19 protein-coding genes and 2 tRNA genes are annotated in these 20,369 nt (G+C 68.5%); 9 read left to right on the top strand and 12 right to left on the bottom strand.

Annotated elements, in window-relative coordinates:
- Positions 1 to 5: 5 nt before the first annotated feature.
- Genes phoR through pstS form a run of 7 tightly spaced genes read right to left on the bottom strand, consistent with a single transcriptional unit; the run spans position 6 to position 6,728 of the window.
- Positions 6 to 1,349, bottom strand: coding sequence for a phosphate regulon sensor histidine kinase PhoR (gene phoR / locus KV106_RS27715; RefSeq protein ID WP_261213897.1), 1,344 nt, complete (start codon positions 1,347 to 1,349; stop codon positions 6 to 8).
- A gap of 44 nt (positions 1,350 to 1,393) precedes the next feature.
- Positions 1,394 to 2,086: a phosphate regulon transcriptional regulator PhoB gene (gene phoB / locus KV106_RS27720; protein WP_057594225.1), complete on the bottom strand. Its 693-nt coding sequence runs from the start codon at positions 2,084 to 2,086 to the stop codon at positions 1,394 to 1,396.
- 38 nt (positions 2,087 to 2,124) lie between these two features.
- Entirely contained in the window at positions 2,125 to 2,826 is a 702-nt protein-coding gene (gene phoU / locus KV106_RS27725) for a phosphate signaling complex protein PhoU (protein ID WP_057594226.1), read from the bottom strand.
- Positions 2,827 to 2,852: 26 nt separating this feature from the next.
- Entirely contained in the window at positions 2,853 to 3,638 is a 786-nt protein-coding gene (pstB, locus tag KV106_RS27730) for a phosphate ABC transporter ATP-binding protein PstB (protein ID WP_057594227.1), read from the bottom strand.
- A gap of 53 nt (positions 3,639 to 3,691) precedes the next feature.
- Positions 3,692 to 4,576, bottom strand: a complete 885-nt coding sequence (gene pstA, locus KV106_RS27735; RefSeq protein ID WP_082321777.1) for a phosphate ABC transporter permease PstA — start codon at positions 4,574 to 4,576, stop codon at positions 3,692 to 3,694.
- Positions 4,573 to 5,652 carry a phosphate ABC transporter permease subunit PstC gene (pstC, locus tag KV106_RS27740; protein ID WP_172705571.1) on the bottom strand — a complete coding sequence of 360 codons (1,080 nt, stop codon included), beginning with the start codon at positions 5,650 to 5,652 and terminating at the stop codon, positions 4,573 to 4,575. The genes pstA and pstC overlap by 4 nt, the downstream gene beginning before the upstream one ends.
- Before the next feature lie 41 nt (positions 5,653 to 5,693).
- On the bottom strand, positions 5,694 to 6,728 hold the full coding sequence (gene pstS / locus KV106_RS27745) for a phosphate ABC transporter substrate-binding protein PstS (RefSeq protein ID WP_057594229.1): 1,035 nt from the start codon (positions 6,726 to 6,728) through the stop codon (positions 5,694 to 5,696).
- A 251-nt stretch (positions 6,729 to 6,979) separates the two neighbouring features.
- Here pstS and KV106_RS27750 point away from each other — a divergent pair, with 251 nt between their 5' ends.
- Positions 6,980 to 8,500, top strand: a complete 1,521-nt coding sequence (locus KV106_RS27750) for a Ppx/GppA phosphatase family protein (RefSeq protein WP_261213901.1) — start codon at positions 6,980 to 6,982, stop codon at positions 8,498 to 8,500.
- Here KV106_RS27750 and KV106_RS27755 read toward each other — a convergent pair.
- Complete coding sequence (locus tag KV106_RS27755; RefSeq protein WP_261213902.1) at positions 8,466 to 9,401, bottom strand: LysR family transcriptional regulator; 936 nt, start codon at positions 9,399 to 9,401, stop codon at positions 8,466 to 8,468. The two genes, KV106_RS27750 and KV106_RS27755, sit on opposite strands and share 35 nt — an antisense overlap.
- A gap of 122 nt (positions 9,402 to 9,523) precedes the next feature.
- On the opposite strand from KV106_RS27755, the gene KV106_RS27760 reads away from it, so the two are divergent.
- On the top strand, positions 9,524 to 9,916 hold the full coding sequence (locus KV106_RS27760) for a nuclear transport factor 2 family protein (RefSeq protein WP_057594232.1): 393 nt from the start codon (positions 9,524 to 9,526) through the stop codon (positions 9,914 to 9,916).
- Between the two features lie 21 nt (positions 9,917 to 9,937).
- Here the strand turns inward: KV106_RS27760 and KV106_RS27765 are convergent, their stop codons facing one another.
- Genes KV106_RS27765 through KV106_RS27775 form a run of 3 tightly spaced genes read right to left on the bottom strand, consistent with a single transcriptional unit; the run spans position 9,938 to position 13,645 of the window.
- Positions 9,938 to 10,399, bottom strand: coding sequence for a SixA phosphatase family protein (locus KV106_RS27765; protein WP_057594239.1), 462 nt, complete (start codon positions 10,397 to 10,399; stop codon positions 9,938 to 9,940).
- A gap of 25 nt (positions 10,400 to 10,424) precedes the next feature.
- Positions 10,425 to 12,755, bottom strand: coding sequence for a polyphosphate kinase 1 (gene ppk1, locus KV106_RS27770; RefSeq protein ID WP_409976566.1), 2,331 nt, complete (start codon positions 12,753 to 12,755; stop codon positions 10,425 to 10,427).
- Positions 12,752 to 13,645 (bottom strand): GNAT family N-acetyltransferase, encoded by an 894-nt coding sequence (locus KV106_RS27775; protein ID WP_261213907.1) that lies wholly within the window; start codon positions 13,643 to 13,645, stop codon positions 12,752 to 12,754. Before KV106_RS27775 ends, ppk1 begins: the two co-directional genes overlap by 4 nt.
- Before the next feature lie 164 nt (positions 13,646 to 13,809).
- Between KV106_RS27775 and KV106_RS27780 the strand changes: the two genes are divergently transcribed.
- The 7 genes from KV106_RS27780 (at position 13,810) to KV106_RS27810 (ending at position 19,608) form a co-directional block, all read left to right on the top strand.
- The gene (locus tag KV106_RS27780) at positions 13,810 to 15,501 is read left to right on the top strand and encodes an FAD-dependent oxidoreductase (RefSeq protein WP_261213909.1); all 1,692 of its coding nucleotides are present in this window, start codon (positions 13,810 to 13,812) and stop codon (positions 15,499 to 15,501) included.
- Positions 15,502 to 15,540: 39 nt separating this feature from the next.
- Entirely contained in the window at positions 15,541 to 15,804 is a 264-nt protein-coding gene (locus tag KV106_RS27785; protein WP_057594236.1) for a UBP-type zinc finger domain-containing protein, read from the top strand.
- Positions 15,805 to 15,920: 116 nt separating this feature from the next.
- Complete coding sequence (locus tag KV106_RS27790) at positions 15,921 to 16,628, top strand: glutathione binding-like protein (RefSeq protein ID WP_261213912.1); 708 nt, start codon at positions 15,921 to 15,923, stop codon at positions 16,626 to 16,628.
- A gap of 36 nt (positions 16,629 to 16,664) precedes the next feature.
- Positions 16,665 to 16,741, top strand: a tRNA-Pro gene (locus KV106_RS27795).
- A gap of 49 nt (positions 16,742 to 16,790) precedes the next feature.
- Positions 16,791 to 16,867 (top strand) — tRNA-Arg (locus tag KV106_RS27800).
- Between the two features lie 74 nt (positions 16,868 to 16,941).
- A complete protein-coding gene (locus KV106_RS27805) occupies positions 16,942 to 17,421 on the top strand; it encodes a hypothetical protein (protein WP_261213914.1) in 480 nt (159 codons plus the stop codon).
- Between the two features lie 99 nt (positions 17,422 to 17,520).
- Complete coding sequence (locus KV106_RS27810) at positions 17,521 to 19,608, top strand: TonB-dependent receptor (protein WP_261213916.1); 2,088 nt, start codon at positions 17,521 to 17,523, stop codon at positions 19,606 to 19,608.
- A 15-nt stretch (positions 19,609 to 19,623) separates the two neighbouring features.
- Here KV106_RS27810 and KV106_RS27815 read toward each other — a convergent pair.
- The coding region (locus KV106_RS27815; protein ID WP_261213918.1) for a HupE/UreJ family protein at positions 19,624 to 20,369 on the bottom strand (746 nt) is incomplete at its 5' end.

Consider the following 20,369-nt stretch of genomic DNA (forward strand, 5'->3'; position numbering starts at 1 on the left):
GCCGTTCAGGCCGGCTGCCGCGCCATCACCCGCGCCTCGCGCACGCGCGTGGCCGGGAACACCAGCGCGAAGCGCGAGCCCTTGCCCACCGTGCTCTCGATGCGCAGCTCGGCGCCATGGCGCTGGGCGATGTGCTTGACGATCGCCAGCCCGAGCCCGGTGCCGCCGGTCTCGCGCGAACGGCTGCGGTCGATGCGGTAGAAGCGCTCGGTCAGGCGCGGGATGTGCTCGGCCGCGATGCCCGGGCCGGTGTCCTTCACCGCGTACTCGCCGCGACCGTCGGGCAACAGGCGCCAGCTCACCGCCACCTCGCCGCCACCGGGCGTGTAGCGGATCGCGTTGCTCAGCAGGTTCGACATCGCGCTCTGCAGCTCGGTGGCCGCGCCCGACACCTCGGAATCGGCATCGATGGCGAACGACAGCTTGTGGCCCAGCTGCGGCGAGAGCCGCCCCGACAGGCCGCGGCCTTCGTCCTCGCACTGCGCGAGCAAGGCGCGGATGCGCGTCCACTGCGTGCCGCCGGGGGCGGCGCTGCCCTCGAGGCGCGACAGGGTCAGCAGGTCGTTGACCAGCGTCTCCATGCGGTGCGACTGCTGGCCCATCAGGCCGAGGTAGCGCGCGCGCTCGTCGGCATCGAGCGGCAGGTTCTGCAGCGTCTCGACGAAGCCCGCGAGCACCGTGAGCGGCGTGCGGATCTCGTGCGAGACGTTGGCCACGAAGTCGCGCCGCATCGCCTCGGCCTGCTCGAGCGCGGTGATGTCGCGCGTGAGCAGCATGCGGCGGTTGCCCGCGTAGGGATGCACCTGCACCGACAGCCGCACCGGGTGGCTGCGCTGCGTGCCCAGGCCATGGCCGTCGATGACGACGTCGCGGCTGTAGTTCCACGATGCCAGGTAGGCCACGAAGGCCGGATCGCGCACGAGGTTGGCCAGGTGCTGCAGCAGGTCGCGCTCGGCATCGATGCCGAACTGCGCCGCCGCGGTCTGGTTGCACCACTCGATGCGGCCTTGCTCGTCGAGCAGCACCACGCCGTTGGGCGAGGCCTGGATCGCGGCGAGGAATTCCTGCAGCCGGTCGTCGGCCTGGCGGATCTGCTGCTCGCGGTCGCGCAGCAGCTTGCGGATGCGTTCGGCCAGCTCGCCCCACATGCCGACGCCGCGGCTGGGCAGGCCCACCGCGTCGTTGCGCAGGATCAGCAGCAGCCGCTTGGCGCGCCAGGCATCGAAGCCCAGCCAGACCACCGCGCCGACCCAGGCGCCGAGCCAGCCGAGCTTCCAGCCGAAAAAGGCTGTAACGCCCACTCCGCCTAGGAGAGACGCTATTAAAAAAGTAGCAATGCGAAACGGCATGGCGGGCGATTATCCGCGCCCGCGGGCGGAGACGCTCACGGCGGTCAAACGGTGGCTTGGGCCGTCAGGCGGTAGCCGGCACCGCGCACCGTCTCGACCATCGGCGAGGCCGCGCCCAGCGATTCGCGCAGGCGCTTGACGTGCACGTCGACCGTGCGCTCCTCGATGTAGACGTGGTCGCCCCACACCTTGTCGAGCAGCTGGGCCCGGCTGTGGACGCGCTCGGCGTGCTGCATCAGGTAGGCCAGCAGCTTGAACTCGGTCGGGCCGACCTTCAGCGCATTGCCCTGCCAGGTCACGCGGTGGGTGGCGGTGTCGAGGGCCAGCTCGCCGATCTCGACGCGCTCGGTCACCACCTCGGGCGCGCGGCGGCGCAGCACGGCGCGGATGCGCGCGAGCATTTCCTGGGTGGAGAAAGGCTTGGTGATGTAGTCGTCGGCGCCCGCGTCGAGGCCGGCCACCTTGTCGGGCTCGTCGCCGCGCGCGGTCAGCATCAGGATCGGGACGGCCTTGGTACGGGGGTCCTTGCGCCATTGGCGCGCGAGCTGCAGGCCGCTCTGGCCCGGCAGCATCCAGTCGAGCAGGATCAGGTCCGGCAGGAAGGCATCGATCTCGCGCTGGGCCGCCGCGCCATCCTCCGACCAGATCGGCTCGAAGCCGTTGTGGCGGAGGTTGACGGCGATCAGCTCGGCGATCGAGGACTCGTCTTCGACGATCAGGACTCGGGGTTTTTTCATGCTTTCTTGGGAGTCTTGCCGCAGTCGTACTGGTGTCGTTACTGCAGCGCCGACTCGATTTCCTGCATCGAAGTGTGCCGCACATCGGCACCCTTGACGATGTAGATGATGAACTCGGCGATGTTCTTGGCGTGGTCGCCGATACGCTCGATGGCCTTGGCCAGGAACAGCAGGTCGAGGCTGGCGGAGATGGTGCGCGGGTCTTCCATCATGTAGGTGACCAGCTTGCGCACGAAGCCGTCGAACTCCTTGTCGATCAGGTCGTCGTCCTTGAGGATCGACAGCGCCGCGGCGGTATCGAGGCGCGCGAAGGCGTCGAGCGCGGTGCGCAGCAGGTTCGAGGCCAGGTCGGCCGCGATGCGCAGCTCGGTGGTCGGCAGCACGCGCGAGGCGCCGCTCTCGATGATCGACTTGACCATGCGCGCGATCTTGTTGGCCTCGTCGCCCACGCGCTCGAGGTTGGCGGTGGTCTTGGAGATCGCGATCAGCAGGCGCAGGTCGCGCGCGGTCGGCTGGCGGCGCGCGATGATCGACGACAGCTCGCGGTCGATCTCGATCTCCATCGCGTTCACGCGGTGCTCGGTTTCCATCACGCGGTCGGCCGCGTCCGAATCGAACTGCAGCAACGCGTAGATCGCCTGGTGGATCTGCGACTCGACCATGCCGCCGAGTTCCATCACGCGCGACGAGACGCCGTTGAGTTCGCTGTCGAACTGGCTGGAGAGGTGTTTTTCAGTCATGGTGTCGTCCTCTTTGCGTTGTTGCATCAGCCGAAGCGGCCGGTGATGTAGTCCTCGGTCTCCTTGCGCTGCGGCTTGAAGAACATCTGCTCGGTGGCGCCGAACTCGATCAGGTCGCCCAGGTACATGTAGGCGGTGTAGTCGCTGCAACGCGCGGCCTGCTGCATGTTGTGGGTCACGATGACCACCGTGTATTCGTTCTTCAGCTCGGCGATCAGTTCCTCGATCTTGGCGGTCGAGATCGGGTCCAGGGCCGAGCAGGGTTCGTCGAGCAGCAGCACTTCGGGCTTGATCGCGATGCCGCGCGCAATGCACAGGCGCTGCTGCTGGCCGCCGGAGAGGCCCGAGCCGCTTTGCTGCAGCTTGTCGCGCACCTCGGTCCACAGGGCCGCCTTCTTCAGCGCCCATTCGACGCGGTCGTCCATCTCGCTGGCCGAGAGGTTCTCGAACAGCTTCACGCCGAAGGCGATGTTGTCGTAGATCGACATCGGGAACGGCGTCGGCTTCTGGAACACCATGCCGACCTTGGCGCGGATCAGCGCCACGTCCTGCTTGCTGGTCAGCAGGTTCTCGCCGTCGAGCTCGATGGCGCCCTCGGCGCGCTGCTCGGGATAGAGCTCGAACATGCGGTTGAAGGTGCGCAGCAGCGTCGACTTGCCGCAGCCCGAGGGGCCGATGAAGGCCGTGACCTTGTTCTCGGGGATCTCGAGGTTGATGCCCTTGAGCGCGTGGAACTTGCCGTAGTAGAAGTTCAGGTTCTTGACCGAGATCTTCGCGGGCGATGCGACGGTGGGAGCGGTGATGGGTGCCATGTTGCGTTTCTCTTGTTCGTTCTGTGCGGGTTGCGGTGGAAGCCGTCCCGGCTTCAGTGCTTGGTGCGCGTCAGGACCCGCGCCAGGATGTTGAGGGCGAGCACCGCGATGGTGATCAGGAACACGCCGGCCCAGGCCAGCTGCTGCCAGTTCTCGTACGGGCTCATCGCGAACTTGAAGATGGTCACCGGCAGGCTGGCCATCGGCTGGGTCACGTCGGCGGTCCAGAACTGGTTGTTGAGCGCGGTGAACAGCAGCGGCGCGGTCTCGCCGGCGATGCGGGCCACGGCCAGCAGCACGCCGGTCACGACGCCGGCGCGCGCGGCGCGCAGCGTGATGCTCAGGATCACCTTCCACTTCGGCGTGCCGAGGGCGTAGGCGGCTTCGCGCAGTCCCGGCGGCACCAGTTGCAGCATGTTCTCGGTGGTGCGGATCACGACCGGGATCACGATCAGCGCGAGCGACAGCGCGCCGGCCAGGCCCGAGAACTGCTTGAAGTAGGCCACGACCACCGCGTAGACGAACAGGCCGATCACGATCGACGGCGCCGACAGCAGGATGTCGTTGACGAAGCGCGTGACCGAGGACAGCATGCCCTTCGGGTTGTACTCGGCCAGGTAGATGCCGGCCATGATGCCGATCGGCGTGCCGACGAAGGTCGCCAGCAGCACCATCACGAAGGAGCCGAAGATGGCGTTCAGGATGCCGCCCGCTTCGTTCGGCGGCGGGGTCATCTCGGTGAAGGCCGCGACCGACAGGCCGCCGATACCGAGGCGCAGGGTTTCCCAGAGGATCCAGACGAGCCAGAACACGCCGAACACCATCGCGGCGAGCGACAGCGTGAGGGCGATCTTGTTGACGCGGTTGCGCGAGGCGAACCGGGCCTGGCGGGTTTCGGCCAGGGTCTTGGCGTTGATGAGGGATTGGCTTGTGCTCACGACTTCTTTCCTTCGCTCTTCTTCATTTGCGCCAGCAGCAGCTTCGACAGCGACAGCACGACGAAGGTGATGAAGAACAGCACGAGGCCCAGGTACATCAGCGCGGCCTGGTGCAGGCCGGCGCCGGCTTCGGCGAACTCGTTGGCGAGCGCCGAGGTGATGCTGTTGGCCGCCTCGAACACCGAGAGCGAGTTCAGCTGGTTCATGTTGCCGATCACGAAGGTGACGGCCATGGTCTCGCCGAGCGCGCGGCCCAGGCCGAGCATGATGCCGCCGACGACGCCGGCCTTGGTGTAGGGCAGCACGACCTTGGAGACGACCTCCCAGGTGGTGGAACCGAGGCCGTAGGCCGATTCCTTGAGCAGCGGAGGCGTGACCTCGAACACGTCGCGCATCACCGAGGCGATGAACGGGATGATCATGATCGCGAGGATGATGCCGGCCGACAGAATGCCGATGCCCACGGGGGGACCGGACACCAGGGCGCCGAGGTAGGGCACGCCGGCCAGCAGCTTCTGCAGCGGTTGCTGGACCCAGGTCGACAGGATCGGGCCGAACACCAGCAGGCCCCACATGCCGTAGACGATCGAGGGCACGGCGGCCAGCAGTTCGATGGCGGTACCCAGCGGGCGCTTGAGCCAGCCGGGCGAGAGTTCGGTGAGGAAGAGCGCGATGCCGAAGCTCACGGGCACCGCGATCACCAGGGCGATGGCCGAGGTGGCCAGCGTGCCGTAGATCATCACGAGGCCGCCGTATTCGTTCTGGACCGGATCCCACACGCTGCTCGTGAGGAAGCCGAGGCCGTACTTGGTGATGGCGGGCCAGGCGCCGGCGATCAGCGACAGCAGGATGCCGATCAGCATCGCGAGCGTCAGCAGCGCGGCGCCCTTGGCGGCCCAGCCGAACAGGCGATCGACCATGGGGCCGGAGCGCGACGCCTTCATCGGCGGCGGTGCGGTGGTACGGCCCTGCTCGGCGGAAAGGTCGAGCGTGGTGGCAGCGGCGGGGAAAGTGGATGACACAGGTCGCTCCGGCAATGACGAAAGCGGCGCGCCATCGAGCGGATTGCTGCTCATGGCGCGCCGTGTTTTCTTTTTCTGATCAGGGAGAAGAAGGCTTACTTGAAGGCGACGGGCTTGCCCGATGCGTCCTTGACTTCACCCCAGGCCTTGGCGATCGTGGCCTTCACGGCGTCGGGCATCGGCACGTAGTCCAGTTCGTCGGCCGTCTTGTCGCCGCTCTTGTAGGCCCAGTCGAAGAACTTCAGCACGGTGGTGGCATTGGCCGGCTTGTCCTGCGTCTTGTGCAGCAGGATGAAGGTGGCGCCGGTGATCGGCCATGCACCCTTGTCGGCCTGGTTCGTCAGCACTTGATAGAAGCTCTTGTTCCAGTCGGCACCGGCGGCGGCGGCCTTGAAGGCGGTGTCGTCGGGCGAGACGAAGTTGCCGGCGGCGTTCTGCATCTGGGCGTAGGTCATCTTGTTCTGCTTGACGTACGCGTATTCCACGTAGCCGATCGAGTTCGGCAGGCGGCCCACGAAGGCGGCGACGCCTTCATTGCCCTTGCCGCCCGCGCCGGTGGGCCAGTTCACGGCCGTGCCTTCGCCGACCTTGCTCTTCCACTCGGCGTTGACCTTCGACAGGTAGTTGGTGAACAGGAAGCTGGTGCCCGAACCGTCGGCGCGGCGAACCGGGGCGATGGCGGCGTCGGGCAGGTTCAGCGAACCGTTCAGGGCCTTGATCGCGGGGTCGTTCCACTTCGTGATCTTGCCGAGGTAGATGTCTCCCAGCACCTGGCCGCTGAGCTTGAGTTCGCCGGGCTTGATGCCCTGGATGTTCACGACCGGGATCACGCCGCCGATGACGGTGGGGAACTGCATCAGGCCCTTGGCCTGGAGTTCGTCGTCCTTCAGGGGAGCGTCCGACGCGCCGAAGTCGACGGTCTTGGCTTCGATCTGCTTCAGGCCGGCACCCGAACCGACCGACTGGTAGTTGATCTTGACGCCGGTGGCCTTGTTGAAGTCCGAAGCCCACTTGGCATACAGCGGGGCCGGGAAGCTGGCACCGGCACCGGTCACGTCCTGGGCGAACGCGGGGAGAGCGAAAACCGCGGCGACGAGGCCGGCGGTTGCAAATTTGAACGTCGTTTGCATGAAGCTTCCTTTAGAAGTAAGAAGTAGTCCCCTTTCGGGCTTGCGACGGACTCTAGAAAGCTTGTGTGACATCGATGTGACACCCTCCTGTCGAGGGAAAATGGCGTCGTGGAGCCCTCCGGCTCTGTGACGCTGTCACACAACCGTCATGCACCCGATCTAGCCTCTAGCCCTCGCTGCGGCGTCGGTCGGGAAGGTGGCGTTACCCTTCCAGGACCTTCGAACCAGGCCCCCGCCTTCTCTACTCCAACATGCAAAATGGCACCCGCCTCGCAGCGGTCGATCTAGGCTCCAACAGCTTCCGGCTCGAAATCGGTCAAGTCGATCACGGTCAGATCCACCGCACCGAATACCTGAAAGAGACCGTGCGCCAGGGCAACGGCCTGGACAGCGCGCGCAACCTCACGCCCGAAGCCATGCAGCGCGGCTGGGACGCCCTCGCCCGCTTTGGCGAGCGGCTGGCCGGCTTCAAGCGTTCGCAGGTGCGGGCCGTCGCCACCCAGACGCTGCGCGAGGCGCGCAACCGCGAGGAATTCCTGCTGCGCGCGCGCACCATCCTGGGTTTCGGCATCGACGTGATCCCGGGGCGCGAGGAAGCCCGCCTGATCTACCAGGGCGTGGCGCACATGCTGCCCCACAACGACGCCTCGGACCGCGAGCGCCGGCTCGTGATCGACATCGGCGGGCGCTCCACCGAGATGATCATCGGCCGCGCCCTCGAGGCCGAGCTGATGGAGTCGTACCGCGTCGGCAGCGTCGCCTGGTCGATGAAGCACTTCCCCGAGGGCCAGTTCACCGCCGCCGCCTTCCGCGCCGCCGAGGTCGCGGCCAAGGCGGTGCTCGACGACGCGCTCGGCAGCTATACGCGCGACCAGTGGGACGTGGCCTATGGCGCCTCGGGCACGATCGGCGCGGTCGGCGACGTGCTGGCCGCGGCCGGCGGAGAGCCCGGGGTGGTCAAGCGCGAGGGCCTGGACTGGCTGCTCGACCGGCTGCTCAAGGCCGGCGGCGCCGACAAGCTGCGCATCGAGGGCATGCGCGAGGACCGCAAGGCGGTCATCGGCGGTGGCCTCAGCGTGCTGCGCGCGGTGTTCGACCTGCTGGGCATCGAGGAGATGAAGGTGGCGCAGGGCGCCCTGCGCCACGGCGTGCTCTACGAACTGCTGGAACGCGACGAGAGCGTGGCCGACATGCGCACCACCACGGTCGCGCGGCTCGCCAACCGCTTCGCGGTCGACCCGGCCCAGGCCCGGCGCGTGGGCGACACCGCCGCCGCCCTGTTCGTGCAGTTGGCGCCGGCCGCGCGCGGCGGCAGCACCACCAGCCGCGCCGGCCGTGCGCTGCGCAAGCTCGGCTGGGCCGCGCAACTGCACGAGATCGGCGCGCTGGTCTCGCACAGCGACTATCACAAGCATGGCGCCTACATCCTCGACAACACCGACGCCCCCGGCTTCGCGGTCAACGAGCTGCACACCCTCGCCCAGCTGGTGCTGGGCCAGCGCGGCAAGCTGCGCAAGCTCGAGGGCTCGCTCGACGACGAGACCTTCGTGACGCAGCTGCTGGCGCTGCGGCTGGCGCTGATCCTGTGCCACGCGCGCCGCGATCCCGCGCCCGATGCGCTGCACCTGTCGACCCTCGGCACCCGCACCTTCTCGATCGCCTGCGCGCCCGACTGGGCCGAGGCCTTCCCGCAATCGGCCCACTTGCTGCGCGAGGAGGTGCTGGCCTGGCAGAAGATCAGTACCTGGCGCGTGGACCTGGCGGGCTGCTGAGCCGCTCGAGCAGGAAGTCGATGAACACCCGGACCCGCCGCGGCATGTGGCGGTGCGCGGGATGGATCAGCGAGAACGGGCGCGACGCGCCCGCGAAGTCCGGCAACAGCTCGACCAGCGCGCCGCGCGCCAGGTCTTCCTCGACGATGAAGCGATAGGTCTGCAAGAGGCCCGCGCCCGCGCGCGCCAGGGTCACGCCGCCGAGGATGTCTTCCGAATAGCGGATGCCGCCCTGCGTCGCATGTTCGAAAACGCCGCCCTCGCCGTGCAACAGCCAGGGCACCGGCTGCCCCGTGCTCGGCAGCGTGAACTGGATGCACTCGTGCGCCGCCAGGTCGGCCAGCGCGCGCGGCGCCGGCCGCGACGCCAGGTAGGACGGCGCGGCCACCACCACCAGCGCGGCGTCCTCGAGCCGGCGCGCGACCAGCCCCGAGTCGGGTGGCGTGCGGCCGCGCACCGCGAGGTCGAAGCCGCCCGCGGCGAAGTCGACGTTGCGGTTGCTCAGCTGGATGTCGAGCGACACCTCGGGGTACAGCGCGCGGAACGCGGGCAGCAGCGGCAGCACGCGGCAATGGCCGTACGAGGTCGGCAGGCTGATGCGCACCGTGCCCGCTGGCACGCGCTGCTGGCCCGCGAGCTCGCGCTCGGCCTCGGAGAGCTGGGCCAGCGCCTGGCGGCACTGCGCCACGTAATCGCGCCCGGCATCGGTCAGCCGCACCTGCCGCGTGGTGCGCGAGAACAGCTGCACGCCCAGCCGCGCCTCGAGCCGCGCGATCGAGCGGCTCACCGCCGCGGGCGTCAGGCCGGCCGCGTTGGCCGCGGCGGTGAAGCCTTCATGCTCGGCCGTCAGGCACAGCAGCTCGATGCTGCCCAGCATCACCTTGTCGAAGCGCAGGGCCATGGTGACCGCCTATTACTCGGTGTAATCAATGAAGTGAATCATCGCCCATTTACGCGCATCCACTGCATCAATAGCATCGTGACCGTTGTCATCCACATCGCACGAAGAGAGAGGAAGCTGTCATGAACACCGATCACGCCCCCGCCCCCTACGACGCCATCGTCGAGCTGCTCGGCCGCTACTTCGAGGGCCTGCACCGCAGCGACACCGCGATCCTGCGCGAGGTCTTCCACCCCGCGGCGCTCTATGCCACCGCGACCGAAGGCCCGCTCTACACGCTGGACATGGCCAGCTACTTCCCGATCGTCGACAAGCGCCCCTCGCCCGCCAGCAAGGGCGAGCCGCGCACCGGCCGCATCGTGGCGATCGAGTTCGCGGGACCGGTGACCGCCTTCGCGCGCGTCGAATGCGCGATCGCGCCGAAGCACTTCACCGACCTGCTGACCCTGGTGCGGGTGGACGGGCGCTGGCAGATCATCTCGAAGGTCTTCCACTTCGAGCTGCAGCCGGCCTGAGCGGCGCGGCCTCGAACAGGTTCAGAGCAGTTCGGGCGACTGCACCGTCACCACGACGGTCTGCACGTCGCCATCGCGCTCGCGCGTGCGGATCCACCACAGCGCGCCCTTGCGCACCGGGCAGCTGTCCTGCTTCAGGCCCAGCAGCAGCGAGATCGCCTGCCCCAGCGAAGGCTGGTGGCCGATCATCAGCACCACCGACTTGCCGTTGGGCCAGCCGGCGGAGGCCAGCAGCGCATCGGCGGTGGTGTCGGGTGCCAGTTCGCTGCGCAGCTTGTACTTGCGCCCGAGCGCCAGCGCGGTCTGCTCGCAGCGCCGCGCGGGGCTGCTGATGATGCGCGTGCCGTCGGGCAGCTGGCGGTCGAGCCAGCTGGCCATGCGCTTGGCCTGCTTCTCGCCGCGCGCGGTGAGCGAGCGCTGCATGTCGTCGCAGCCCTCGGTCCAGTCATCGGCTTCCGCATGGCGCCAGAAGATCAGGTCCATGGTCATCGTCTTTCGAACTTCGGCTTCATTCGCCGGATGCGACGTCACGGGGCCCTCGCGCTGCGTAGCGGTTCATCAGGGCGGCCTGCGCGCCGTGCGCCTCGATCGCACGCGACGCACCGGCTTCGCCCGGGTGCGTGTCGTGGTCGATGCGGGTGTAGACGCCATCGGCGCCGAGGTCCCAGGCATCGCGGCCGTCGTGCAGGTAGGCGACCAGGCACTCGTCGATGAGGCGCTGGCGCAGCACGGGGTCGGTCACGGGCCAGGCGAGCTCGATGCGCCGCATCATGTTGCGGTTCATCCAGTCGGCGCTCGAGAGGTAGAGCGACTCGTCCTCGCCATGGCGGAAATAGAACACCCGCGAATGCTCGAGGAAGCGGCCGATCACCGAGCGCACGCGGATGTTGTCGGTCAGCCCCGGTACCTGGGCCGGCAGCGTGCAGGCACCGCGCACGATCAGGTCGATCTTCACGCCCTTCTGCCCCGCGTTCACCAGCGCCGCGACCAGTTCCTCGTCGGTCAGCGCATTCATCTTGGCGACGATGCGCGTGGGCTCGCCGCGCTCCGCCGCCGCGGCCAGCGTGGCGATCTGCGCGCGGATGTTGCTGTGCAGGTCGAAGGGCGCGAGCCACACGCGGTTGAGCTTGGGCAGCTTGCTCTGGCTCGCGAGGTGCACGAACACCGCTTCCATATCAGCGGTCAACAGCGGATCGGCCGTGAGGTGGCTGATGTCGGTGTACAGGCGCGCGGTGCGCGGGTTGTAGTTGCCGGTCGACAGGTGGCCGTAGCGGCGCATCTGCTTGCCCTCGCGGCGCGTCACCAGCAGCATCTTGGCGTGGGTCTTCAGGCCCACCACGCCGTACACCACCTGGGCGCCGATCGACTCGAGCATCTCGGCCCAGTTGATGTTGGCCTCTTCGTCGAAGCGCGCCTTGAGCTCCACCACCACGGTGACTTCCTTGCCGCGGCGCACCGCCTCGCGCAGCAGCTCCATCAGCTCGGAGTCGGCGCCGGTGCGGTAGATGGTCTGCTTGATCGCCAGCACCTGCGGGTCGTGCACCGCCTCGCGCAGGAAGGCCAGCACGCCCTCGAAGCTCTCGAAGGGCTGGTGGATCAGCACGTCGCCGCGCTGCAGCCGCTCGAAGAAGGACTGCGCGGGCGACAGCGTGATCGGGTAGGAGGCCTGGTAGGGCTTGAAGCGCAGCTTCGGCTCGTCGAGCAGGTCGGCCAGCTGCGTGAAGCGCGCGAGGTTGACCGGGCCGTGCACGCGGTACAGCGCCTCGGGCGGCAGGTTGAACTGCTCGAGCAGGAAGCTCGCGAGCGACTCGGCGCAGCTGGCCGACACCTCCAGGCGCACCGCCTGGCCGAAGTGCCGGTGCTGCAGGCCCTGGCGCAGCGCGGTGCGCAGGTTCTTCACGTCCTCCTCGTCCACCGCGAGGTCGGAATGGCGCGTGACGCGGAACTGCGAGAAGTCGCCGACCTCGCGCCCCGTGAACATCGAGGACAGGTGCGCGCGCACCACGCTCGACAAGGCGACGAACAGCGTCTTGCCGTCCGACACCTTGGCCGGCATCTTGATCAGCCGCGGCAGCACGCGCGGCACCTTCACGATCTGGATCGGGTTCTCGCGCCCGAAGGCGTCCTTGCCGCCCAGGCGCACGATGAAATTGAGCGACTTGTTCGCGACCTGCGGGAACGGATGCGAGGGGTCGAGCCCCACGGGCAGCAGCAGCGGGCGTACCTCGCGCTCGAAATACTCGGCCACCCACTTGCGCTGCGCGGGGTTGCGCTCGCCGTGCGAAATGATGTGGATGCCGTGCGTGCCGAAGGTCGGCATCAGCTCGTCGTTGTAGAGCGCGTACTGGCGCGCCACCAGCGTGTGGACCGCCTCGGCCAGCCGGCGGAAGGACTCGACCGTGTAGGTGCCCTTGTGGTCGTCGGCGCTGCCCGCGATCAGGTGCGGCGCGGCGCGAACCTCGAAGAACTCGTCGAGGTTCGACGAGACGATGCACAGGTAGCGCAGGCGCTCGATCAGCGGCACCTCGGGGCGATGCGCCCAGTCGAGCACCCGTTCGTTGAACGACAGGATGCTGTGGTCGCGGTCAAGCAAGGTGAATTTCGGCGTCTCGGCCACGGAAGGCAGCGAATCGGCCGGATCGGAAGGCATGGACACGGATTCTGGAACAAGCGGCACCACGGCCGTGCTCGATAAAGGGAATGTGACAGTGTCATGCGGGTTTGTGACATTTGCATGACTTTCCCGTGACGCCGTCGACATGCCTACTTTCGACTGCGCCTCCCCGTCCGGCGGCAGGACGGACGACCCGTTCGCGGGTCGGACGACCGCTGGTTTCATGCGCCCAGGAAATGCTTGCGGTAGCGCGCCGGCAGGTCGTCGATGCGCATCAGCATCGGCAGGTCGGCGGTGTTGAAGTCCGGATCCCAGGCCGGCGCGCCGAGCACCTTGGCGCCCAGGCGCAGGTAGCCCTTGATCAGCGCAGGCGGTTCCACGTCGAGGCTGCCGTCGAGGCGCTCGACCGGCAGCGCGAGCCGCGGCTGCACCTGGTACTGGATCGGTGCCATGTGGCTGGCCGAGAGCTGGCGCCAGATGCTGGCCGCCGCGTCGCCGCAGGTCACGCCGTTGTGCGACATCGGGATGCTGGCGCAGCCGATCATGGTGTCGAGCTTGTTGCGGTGCATGAAGCCGGCCAGCGCGCCCCACAGCGCCAGGATCACGCCGCCCTGGCGGTGCTCGGGGTGCACGCAGCTGCGGCCCAGCTCGACCATGCGCTCGCGCAGGTCGCGCAGGCGGGTCAGGTCGAATTCGGTGTCGCTGTAGGTGCTGCCCACGCGGCGCGCCTGGGCCGGCGTCAGCACGCGGTAGGTGCCGATCACCTGCTGCGTCAGTTCGTCGCGCACCAGCAGGTGCTCGCAGAAATCGTCGAACAGGTCCACGTCGTGGCCGGGCAGCGAGGTGGAGATGCGGGCGCCCATCTCGCCGACGAACACTTCATAGCGCAGGCGCTGGGCGGCGCGCACGTCGTCCTGGTGACGGGCCCAACCCACGGTGATGCCCTGCTTGGCCTCGATGACGGGGGCCGGGACGACGACCGCGGGGCTGACGGCAGCGGGGGCCTTGGGCGTCGCGGCGGTGGCGGCGCTACCGACGACACCGGGCGTGGGCCAGAGGGCTGCGCGGAGCCCGAGCTGCGACAGCGGAAATGTCGGGTTGGGCAGTTCTTTCATGTGGAAACCCTTTCTGCTGGGCGAGTCTCGGCACCCGTGGTGAAAAGCGCGTGTCATGGCCGTGGCAATTGCATGACGATGTGACGGGCCGTTGGAAGCGCTTCTTTGGCGTCTAATGCCTCGACCGCCGACGCTCGGCAATCCCCACCGGAGACTCTGGACCGATGGCCACCGCAGATATTTCCAGCACCGCCCCCGCCGGCGGTAACCGCCAGTTGCAGACCTTTCCGGTGCTCAACGACAGCGAGATCGCGCGCATCGCGCGTTTCGGCAGCGTGCAGCACTTCGCGCGCGGCAGCCGGCTGTTCACCGCCGGCGAGGTCGGCGCCGGCATGTTCGTGCTGCTCAAGGGCGTGGTCTCGGTCACCCAGCGCGACGGCCTGGGCCACGTGGTGCCGATCGTGCGGCAAGGGCCGGGCGAATTCCTGGCCGAGGTCGGCCAGCTCAGCGGCCGCCCCGCCCTGGTCGACGGCCATGCCGAGGAGAACGTCGAGGCGCTGGTGCTGCCGCCCGCGCAACTGCGCGCCCTGCTGGTGGCCGAGGCCGACCTCGGCGAGCGCATCACCCGCGCGCTGATCCTGCGGCGGGTGGCGCTGATCGAATCGGGCGCCGCCGGCCCGGTGTTGATCGGCCAGCCGCAGTCGCCCGACATGGCGCGGCTCGAGAACTTCCTGCGCCGCAACGGCCATCCCTATCACCTGGTCGACGCCGACCAGGACCCCGACGCCGCCGCGCTGCTGGCGCAGTACGGCGGCCACCAGCTGCTGGCCGTGTGCCCCAACGGCTCGGTGCTGGTGAACCCGGCCGAGGACGCGCTGGCGCTGTGCCTGGGCATGGTCGATGCCGCCGCGCACGACGAGCTCTACGACGTGGCCGTGGTCGGCGCCGGCCCGGCCGGCCTCGCGACCGCCGTCTACGCCGCCTCCGAGGGGCTGCGCGTGATCGTGCTCGATTGCCGCGCCTTCGGCGGCCAGGCCGGCGCCAGCGCGCGCATCGAGAACTACCTGGGTTTTCCCACCGGCATCTCGGGCCAGGCGCTGGCCGGCCGGGCGTTCGTGCAGGCGCAGAAGTTCGGCGTCGAGATGCTGATTCCGGCCAAGGTGGCCTCGCTCGACTGCGCGCGCACCAACCCCGACGGCAGCCTCGCGATCGCGCTGGCCGACGGCCGCCGCATTTCGGCGCGCACAGTGGTCGTCGCCAGCGGCGCGCGCTACCGCCGCCCCGGCGTGCCGCGGCTGCACGAATTCGAGGGCCGCGGCATCTGGTACTGGGCCTCGGCCATCGAGGCCAAGCTCTGCGCGCAGCAGGAGGTCGCGCTGGTCGGCGGCGGCAACTCGGCCGGCCAGGCGGCCGTGTTCCTCTCGCACCACGCGGCCAAGGTCAACGTGCTGGTGCGCGGCCCCTCGCTCGCGGCCAGCATGTCGCGCTACCTGATCGACCGCATCGAGGCCACGCCCAACATCTCGCTGCAGCCGCACACCGAACTCGTGCGGCTGCACGGCGACCCCGACGAGGGTCTCACCGGCGCCACCTGGCGCTGCCACAGCACCGGCGCCGAGCACGACTGCCCGGCGCGCAACATCTTCCTGTTCGTCGGCGCCGAGCCCGAGACCGACTGGCTCGCGGGCTGCGGCGTCGCGGTCGACAAGCACGGCTTCGTGCAGACCGGGCCCGACGCCAGCGCCGGCTTTCCCGCGCGCCCGGCCACCGCGCTCGAGACCAGCGTGCCCGGCGTCTTCGCGGTCGGCGACGTGCGCTCGGGCTCGGTCAAGCGCGTGGGCGGCGCGATCGGCGAAGGCGCGGCGGTGGTCGCGCTGATCCACCAGCACCTCGCCTCGAACTCGGCCGTGGCCTGAGTCCAAATCCCTCACCCATTCATCCAGGAGAACCCGCGCATGCGCATCAAGCCCTGCGAACACGTCCCCGCGGAGATCGCCGCGCCCCACACCCTGCGCGGCTGCGAGGAATGCCTCCAGACCGGCGACAGCTGGGTGCACCTGCGCCTGTGCGTGCACTGCGGCCATGTCGGCTGCTGCGATTCGTCGAAGAACCGGCATGCCACGCGCCATTCGCAGGCCGAGGGCCATGCGGTGATCCAGTCGCTCGAGCCCGGCGAGGACTGGATGTGGTGCAACGCGCACGAGCGGCAGGTGGGCTGAGGCGCGCGCCGGTCATTGGCCGTGCGGCGCACGCCCGCGCGGCCGCCTGTATATGCTGGCTGCCGCGTCGAGGAGCCCCTCTTCGCCGCCCCCATCCAGACCGGAGACTCGACAACATGCCCGAACCGAAGACCATCGAGGTCTATTCCTGGCCCACGCCCAACGGCCACAAGATCCACATCATGCTCGAGGAGTGCGGCCTGCCCTACCGCGCGCACCCCATCGACATCGGCAAGGGCGACCAGTTCGCGCCCGACTTCCTGCGGATCAGTCCCAACAACAAGATCCCCGCCGTCACCGACCCCGACGGTCCGGACGGCGCGCCCATCTCGCTGTTCGAATCGGGCGCCATCCTCGTCTACCTGGCCGGCAAGACCGGCCAATTCCTGCCCCAGGGCGACCGCGCGCGCTACGACGTGCTGCAGTGGCTGATGTTCCAGATGGGCGGCGTCGGCCCCATGCTCGGCCAGGCGCATCACTTCCGTCTCTACGCGCCCGAGAAGATCGCCTATGCCATCGACCGCTACACCAACGAGGCCAAGCGCCTCTACGGCGTGATCGACAAGCAGCTGTCGACGCACCGCTTCATCGCCGGCCCGGACTACAGCATCGCCGACATCGCCATCTTCCCGTGGCTGCGCAGCTGGCAGAACCAGGGCATCACCCTCGAGGACTACCCGCGCCTGAAGGACTGGTTCGACGGCATCGCCGAGCGTCCCGCCGTGCAGCGCGGCGTGAAGGTGCTGGCCGACCTGCGCAAGCCCATCACCGACGACAAGGCGCGCGAAATGCTTTTCGGCAAGACCCAGTACGAGAAGCGCTGAGACCGCCTCATATTCGGGCTAGAATAGAAGGCTTGTCGGGGTGTAGCGCAGCCTGGTAGCGCATCTGGTTTGGGACCAGAGGGTCGAAGGTTCGAATCCTTTCGCCCCGACCAAGAATCTTCTTTCTTGCTTTCCTTCTTTGCTTTCTGTTCCGCCTGGAATCTGCCCGTAGCTCAGTTGGATAGAGCACCTGCCTTCTAAGCAGGTTGTCGGGGGTTCGATCCCCTCCGGGCAGGCCAACATCGGCGTCCGCCGGTGCAAGTACAGCTCTCTCCCCTCGATGCCTCTTTCCAGAGAACGACACATCCTCGCCATGCTGTGTGCCGCAGCCCTGGCGACCGCCTGCGGGACGCCCTCCGATCGCGCAGCCGATCGGCCCGCGCACTCCGCCGACACCCCGTCCGTCAAGCTCTCCCCCGCCCAGGCCCTGACCCCGCGAGCCCAGGGCACGCGCGTCCACTGGCGCGGCGGCGTCAGCGCCATCGAAGCGCAGGAAGGCGACCGCCAGTGCTTCACGCTGCTGTACGCCACTTCCGATGAACGGGGCATGCTGCAGTGGCCACGCGACGAGCAGCAGTTCATCGCCTGCGGCGCGGGCTACTACGACCGCGACCTCGTGGCCCAGTTTACGCTGCTGACCCTCGACGGCCGCGTGACCGGTCAGCGGATGTTCCTGGGCAAGCCGGTGCCGGTGATCGAGATCGACGCGCTGTATCGCCACTCCGACTGCCTGCAGGGCAGCGAGAAGAGTCCCGAGTGCTACTCGGGCTTGCTGCAGCCCCGGAAGCCCTGAGGGCGCGCCGAATCCAAAGCGCCCTTGGGCGCGTATCAATCGCGCGTCATGGCAACGAGCATTCCCGCTCCGCGCGGACATCGAAGACGCGGGAGACCCATGAAAGCTTCGATCCGCCTCGCGCGCCAACCCTGGATGTTCGGCGCCCTGCTCGGCAGCGCCGCGGCCTGTGCCCAACCCGTCCACCTGCCGCCCATCGAAGTGAGCGGCCCGCGCGACGCGGCCATCGGCACCGCCGACAGCGCGAGCGAAGGGGCAGTGGAGAAAGCCTCTTTCCAGGCCCGCCCCAAGCTGCGCCCGGGCGACATCGTCGAGGCCGTGCCGGGCGTGGTCGCCACCCAGCACTCGGGCGACGGCAAGGCCAACCAGTACTTCCTGCGCGGCTTCAACCTCGACCACGGCACCGACTTCGCGGTCACGGTCGACGGCATGCCGGTCAACATGCCCTCGCACGGCCACGGCCAGGGCTTCGCGGACCTCAACTTCCTGATCCCCGACCTGGTCTCGGGCGTGCGCTACCGCAAGGGTCCCTACTTCGCCGATGGCGGCGACTTCTCGCTCGCGGGCAGCGCCTCGCTCGACTACGTGAGCGCGCTCGACGCGCCCTTCGCCGAAGTCACGCTGGGCGCCAACAACTTCCGCCGCCTGCTCGCGGCAGGCTCGCGCACCGTGCAGGACCAGACCTGGCTCGGTGCCATCGAGCTCGAAGGCAACAACGGACCCTGGGACACGCCCGAGCGGCTGCGCAAGCTGAACGCGGTACTGCGCTATTCGCAAGGCTCGCCGGTGCGCGGCTTCAGCCTCACGGCCATGGCCTACCAGAGCCGCTGGAATTCGACCGACCAGATCCCCGAGCGCCTGGTCGACAGCGGCGAGCTCTCGCGCTTCGGCTCGCTCAACACCACCGATGGCGGCAGGACACGGCGCATCAGCCTGTCGGGCAAGTGGTTCGACAACAGTCCCGAGGGGCAGACGCAACTCAGTGGCTATGTCATCGACTACCGCTTCGGCCTGTTCTCGGACTTCACCTATTTCCTCAACAACCCCGAGCAGGGCGACCAGTTCGAGCAGACCGACCGCCGTCGGGTCTTCGGGCTGCAGGGCACGCACAGCCGTCCCAACTCGATCGGCGGACTGGACGGCGTGCTGAGCTTCGGCGCCAGCTGGCGCGGTGACCGCATCGGCGAGGTCGGGCTCTACAACACCGTGGCCCGCGAACGGATCTCGACCGTACGCAACGACAAGGTGCAACAGGACCTGTTCTCCGTGCACGCCCAGCAGCTCGTGAACCTCAGCGAGCGCTGGCGCGGCTACGTGGGCCTGCGCGGCGACCTGCTGCGCTACGGCGTGCGGGGGCGCGAACCGCTCTATGGCCCGATCAACAGCGGACGCGGCCACGACTCGCTCGTGAGCCCCAAGGCCGGCCTGGCCTTCACCGTGACGCCGGCCCACGAGCTCTACCTCAACCTGGGCACCGGCTTCCACAGCAACGACGTGCGCGGTGCGACGATCAACGTCGACCCGACGAGCGGGCTGCCCGCCGAGCGCGTGCCCGCGCTCGTGAAGGGGCGCGGCGCCGAGATCGGCTGGCGCTTCCAGCCCGATGAAGACTTCAGCCTCACCACGGCGCTGTGGCAGCTGCGGCTCGACTCGGAGCTGGTCTATGTCGGCGATGCGGGCACCACCGAACCCGGCCGCGCCAGCAGCCGCCGCGGCATCGAAGCCACGCTGCGCTGGAAGCTCGGTTCGCGCTGGCGCTTCGAGGCCGATGCGGCGATCTCGCGCGCGCGCTTCCGGGGCCTCGCACCTGAAGGCGAAGGCAACCAGATCGACAACGCGGTGGAGCGCGTGTTCGCCGCGGGCGTCATCTACACCGAAGGCCCGCTGACTGCCTCGCTTCGCCTGCGCTATATGGGCCCGCGCGCGCTCGACACGCTCAACACGGTGCGCTCGCGCGCCACCACGCTGCTGAACTTCGGCGCGCGCTACGCAGTGAACAAGCAGCTCACCTTGGGCCTGGACGTGTTCAACCTCGCGGGCCGCAAGGGCAACGACATCGAATACTTTTACGCCTCGTGCAGCGCGAGTGAAGTGGCACGCGGTGCCTGCGGCGACGGCATCGATGGGCGCCACATCCATCCGATGGAGCCGCGCAGCGCGCGGGTCAGCGCGCGCTGGACCTTCTAGATCGGACGCCCCCGCTCAAGCGAACGGCAGGATCTTCACGTCCAACACGCGCTCGCAGAACCAGATGGCCGCCACCGCCACGGCCACGACGGAACCGCCGCGCAGCACCACCGGCGCATAGCATCGCCAGCCGCGCAGCGACAGCAGCACGACCAGCGCCACGGCCACCACCATGAGCTGGCCCGCTTCGACGCCGAGGTTGAACTGCAGCAGCGCGAGCACGAAGCCGCGCAGCGGCAGCTCGAGTTCGCCGAGCGCGCCCGCGAAGCCGAAGCCATGGATCAGGCCGAACAGGAAGCTGAAGAGCTTGCGCCTGCCGCACAGCAACGGCCGCAGGTTGTCCACGGCCGCGAGGATGATCGTGATCGCGATGCCCGGCTCGACGATGCGCGGCGACAGGCTCACGATCTTGAGCCCGGCCAGCGCCAGCGTGATCGAGTGCGCGATGGTGAACATGGTGACGATGCCCAGCATCGGCCAGATCGCGTCGCGCCAATGCCTCACCGGTGTCCAGCCGCCATCGCCGCGCCGCAGCAGTACCGCGGGCAGCAACAGGCACAGCAGGAACAGGATGTGGTCGTAGCCGATCAAGATGTGATGGATGCCGTCGCGGAAGAAGCCGGGGCTGTCGCTCTCGGCGTTCGGGGCAGGCGTGGAAGATCCCGCCGCCGCGCCCGGCCATGGCAGCGCCACGCTGCCGGCCGCGGGATCGAGCGAGTGCACGGCGGGCGAGGCGCCGCCGTCCGAAGCCAAGCGCAGCA

The organism is Variovorax endophyticus, from assembly GCF_025376855.1.
Lineage (GTDB): Bacteria > Pseudomonadota > Gammaproteobacteria > Burkholderiales > Burkholderiaceae_C > Variovorax.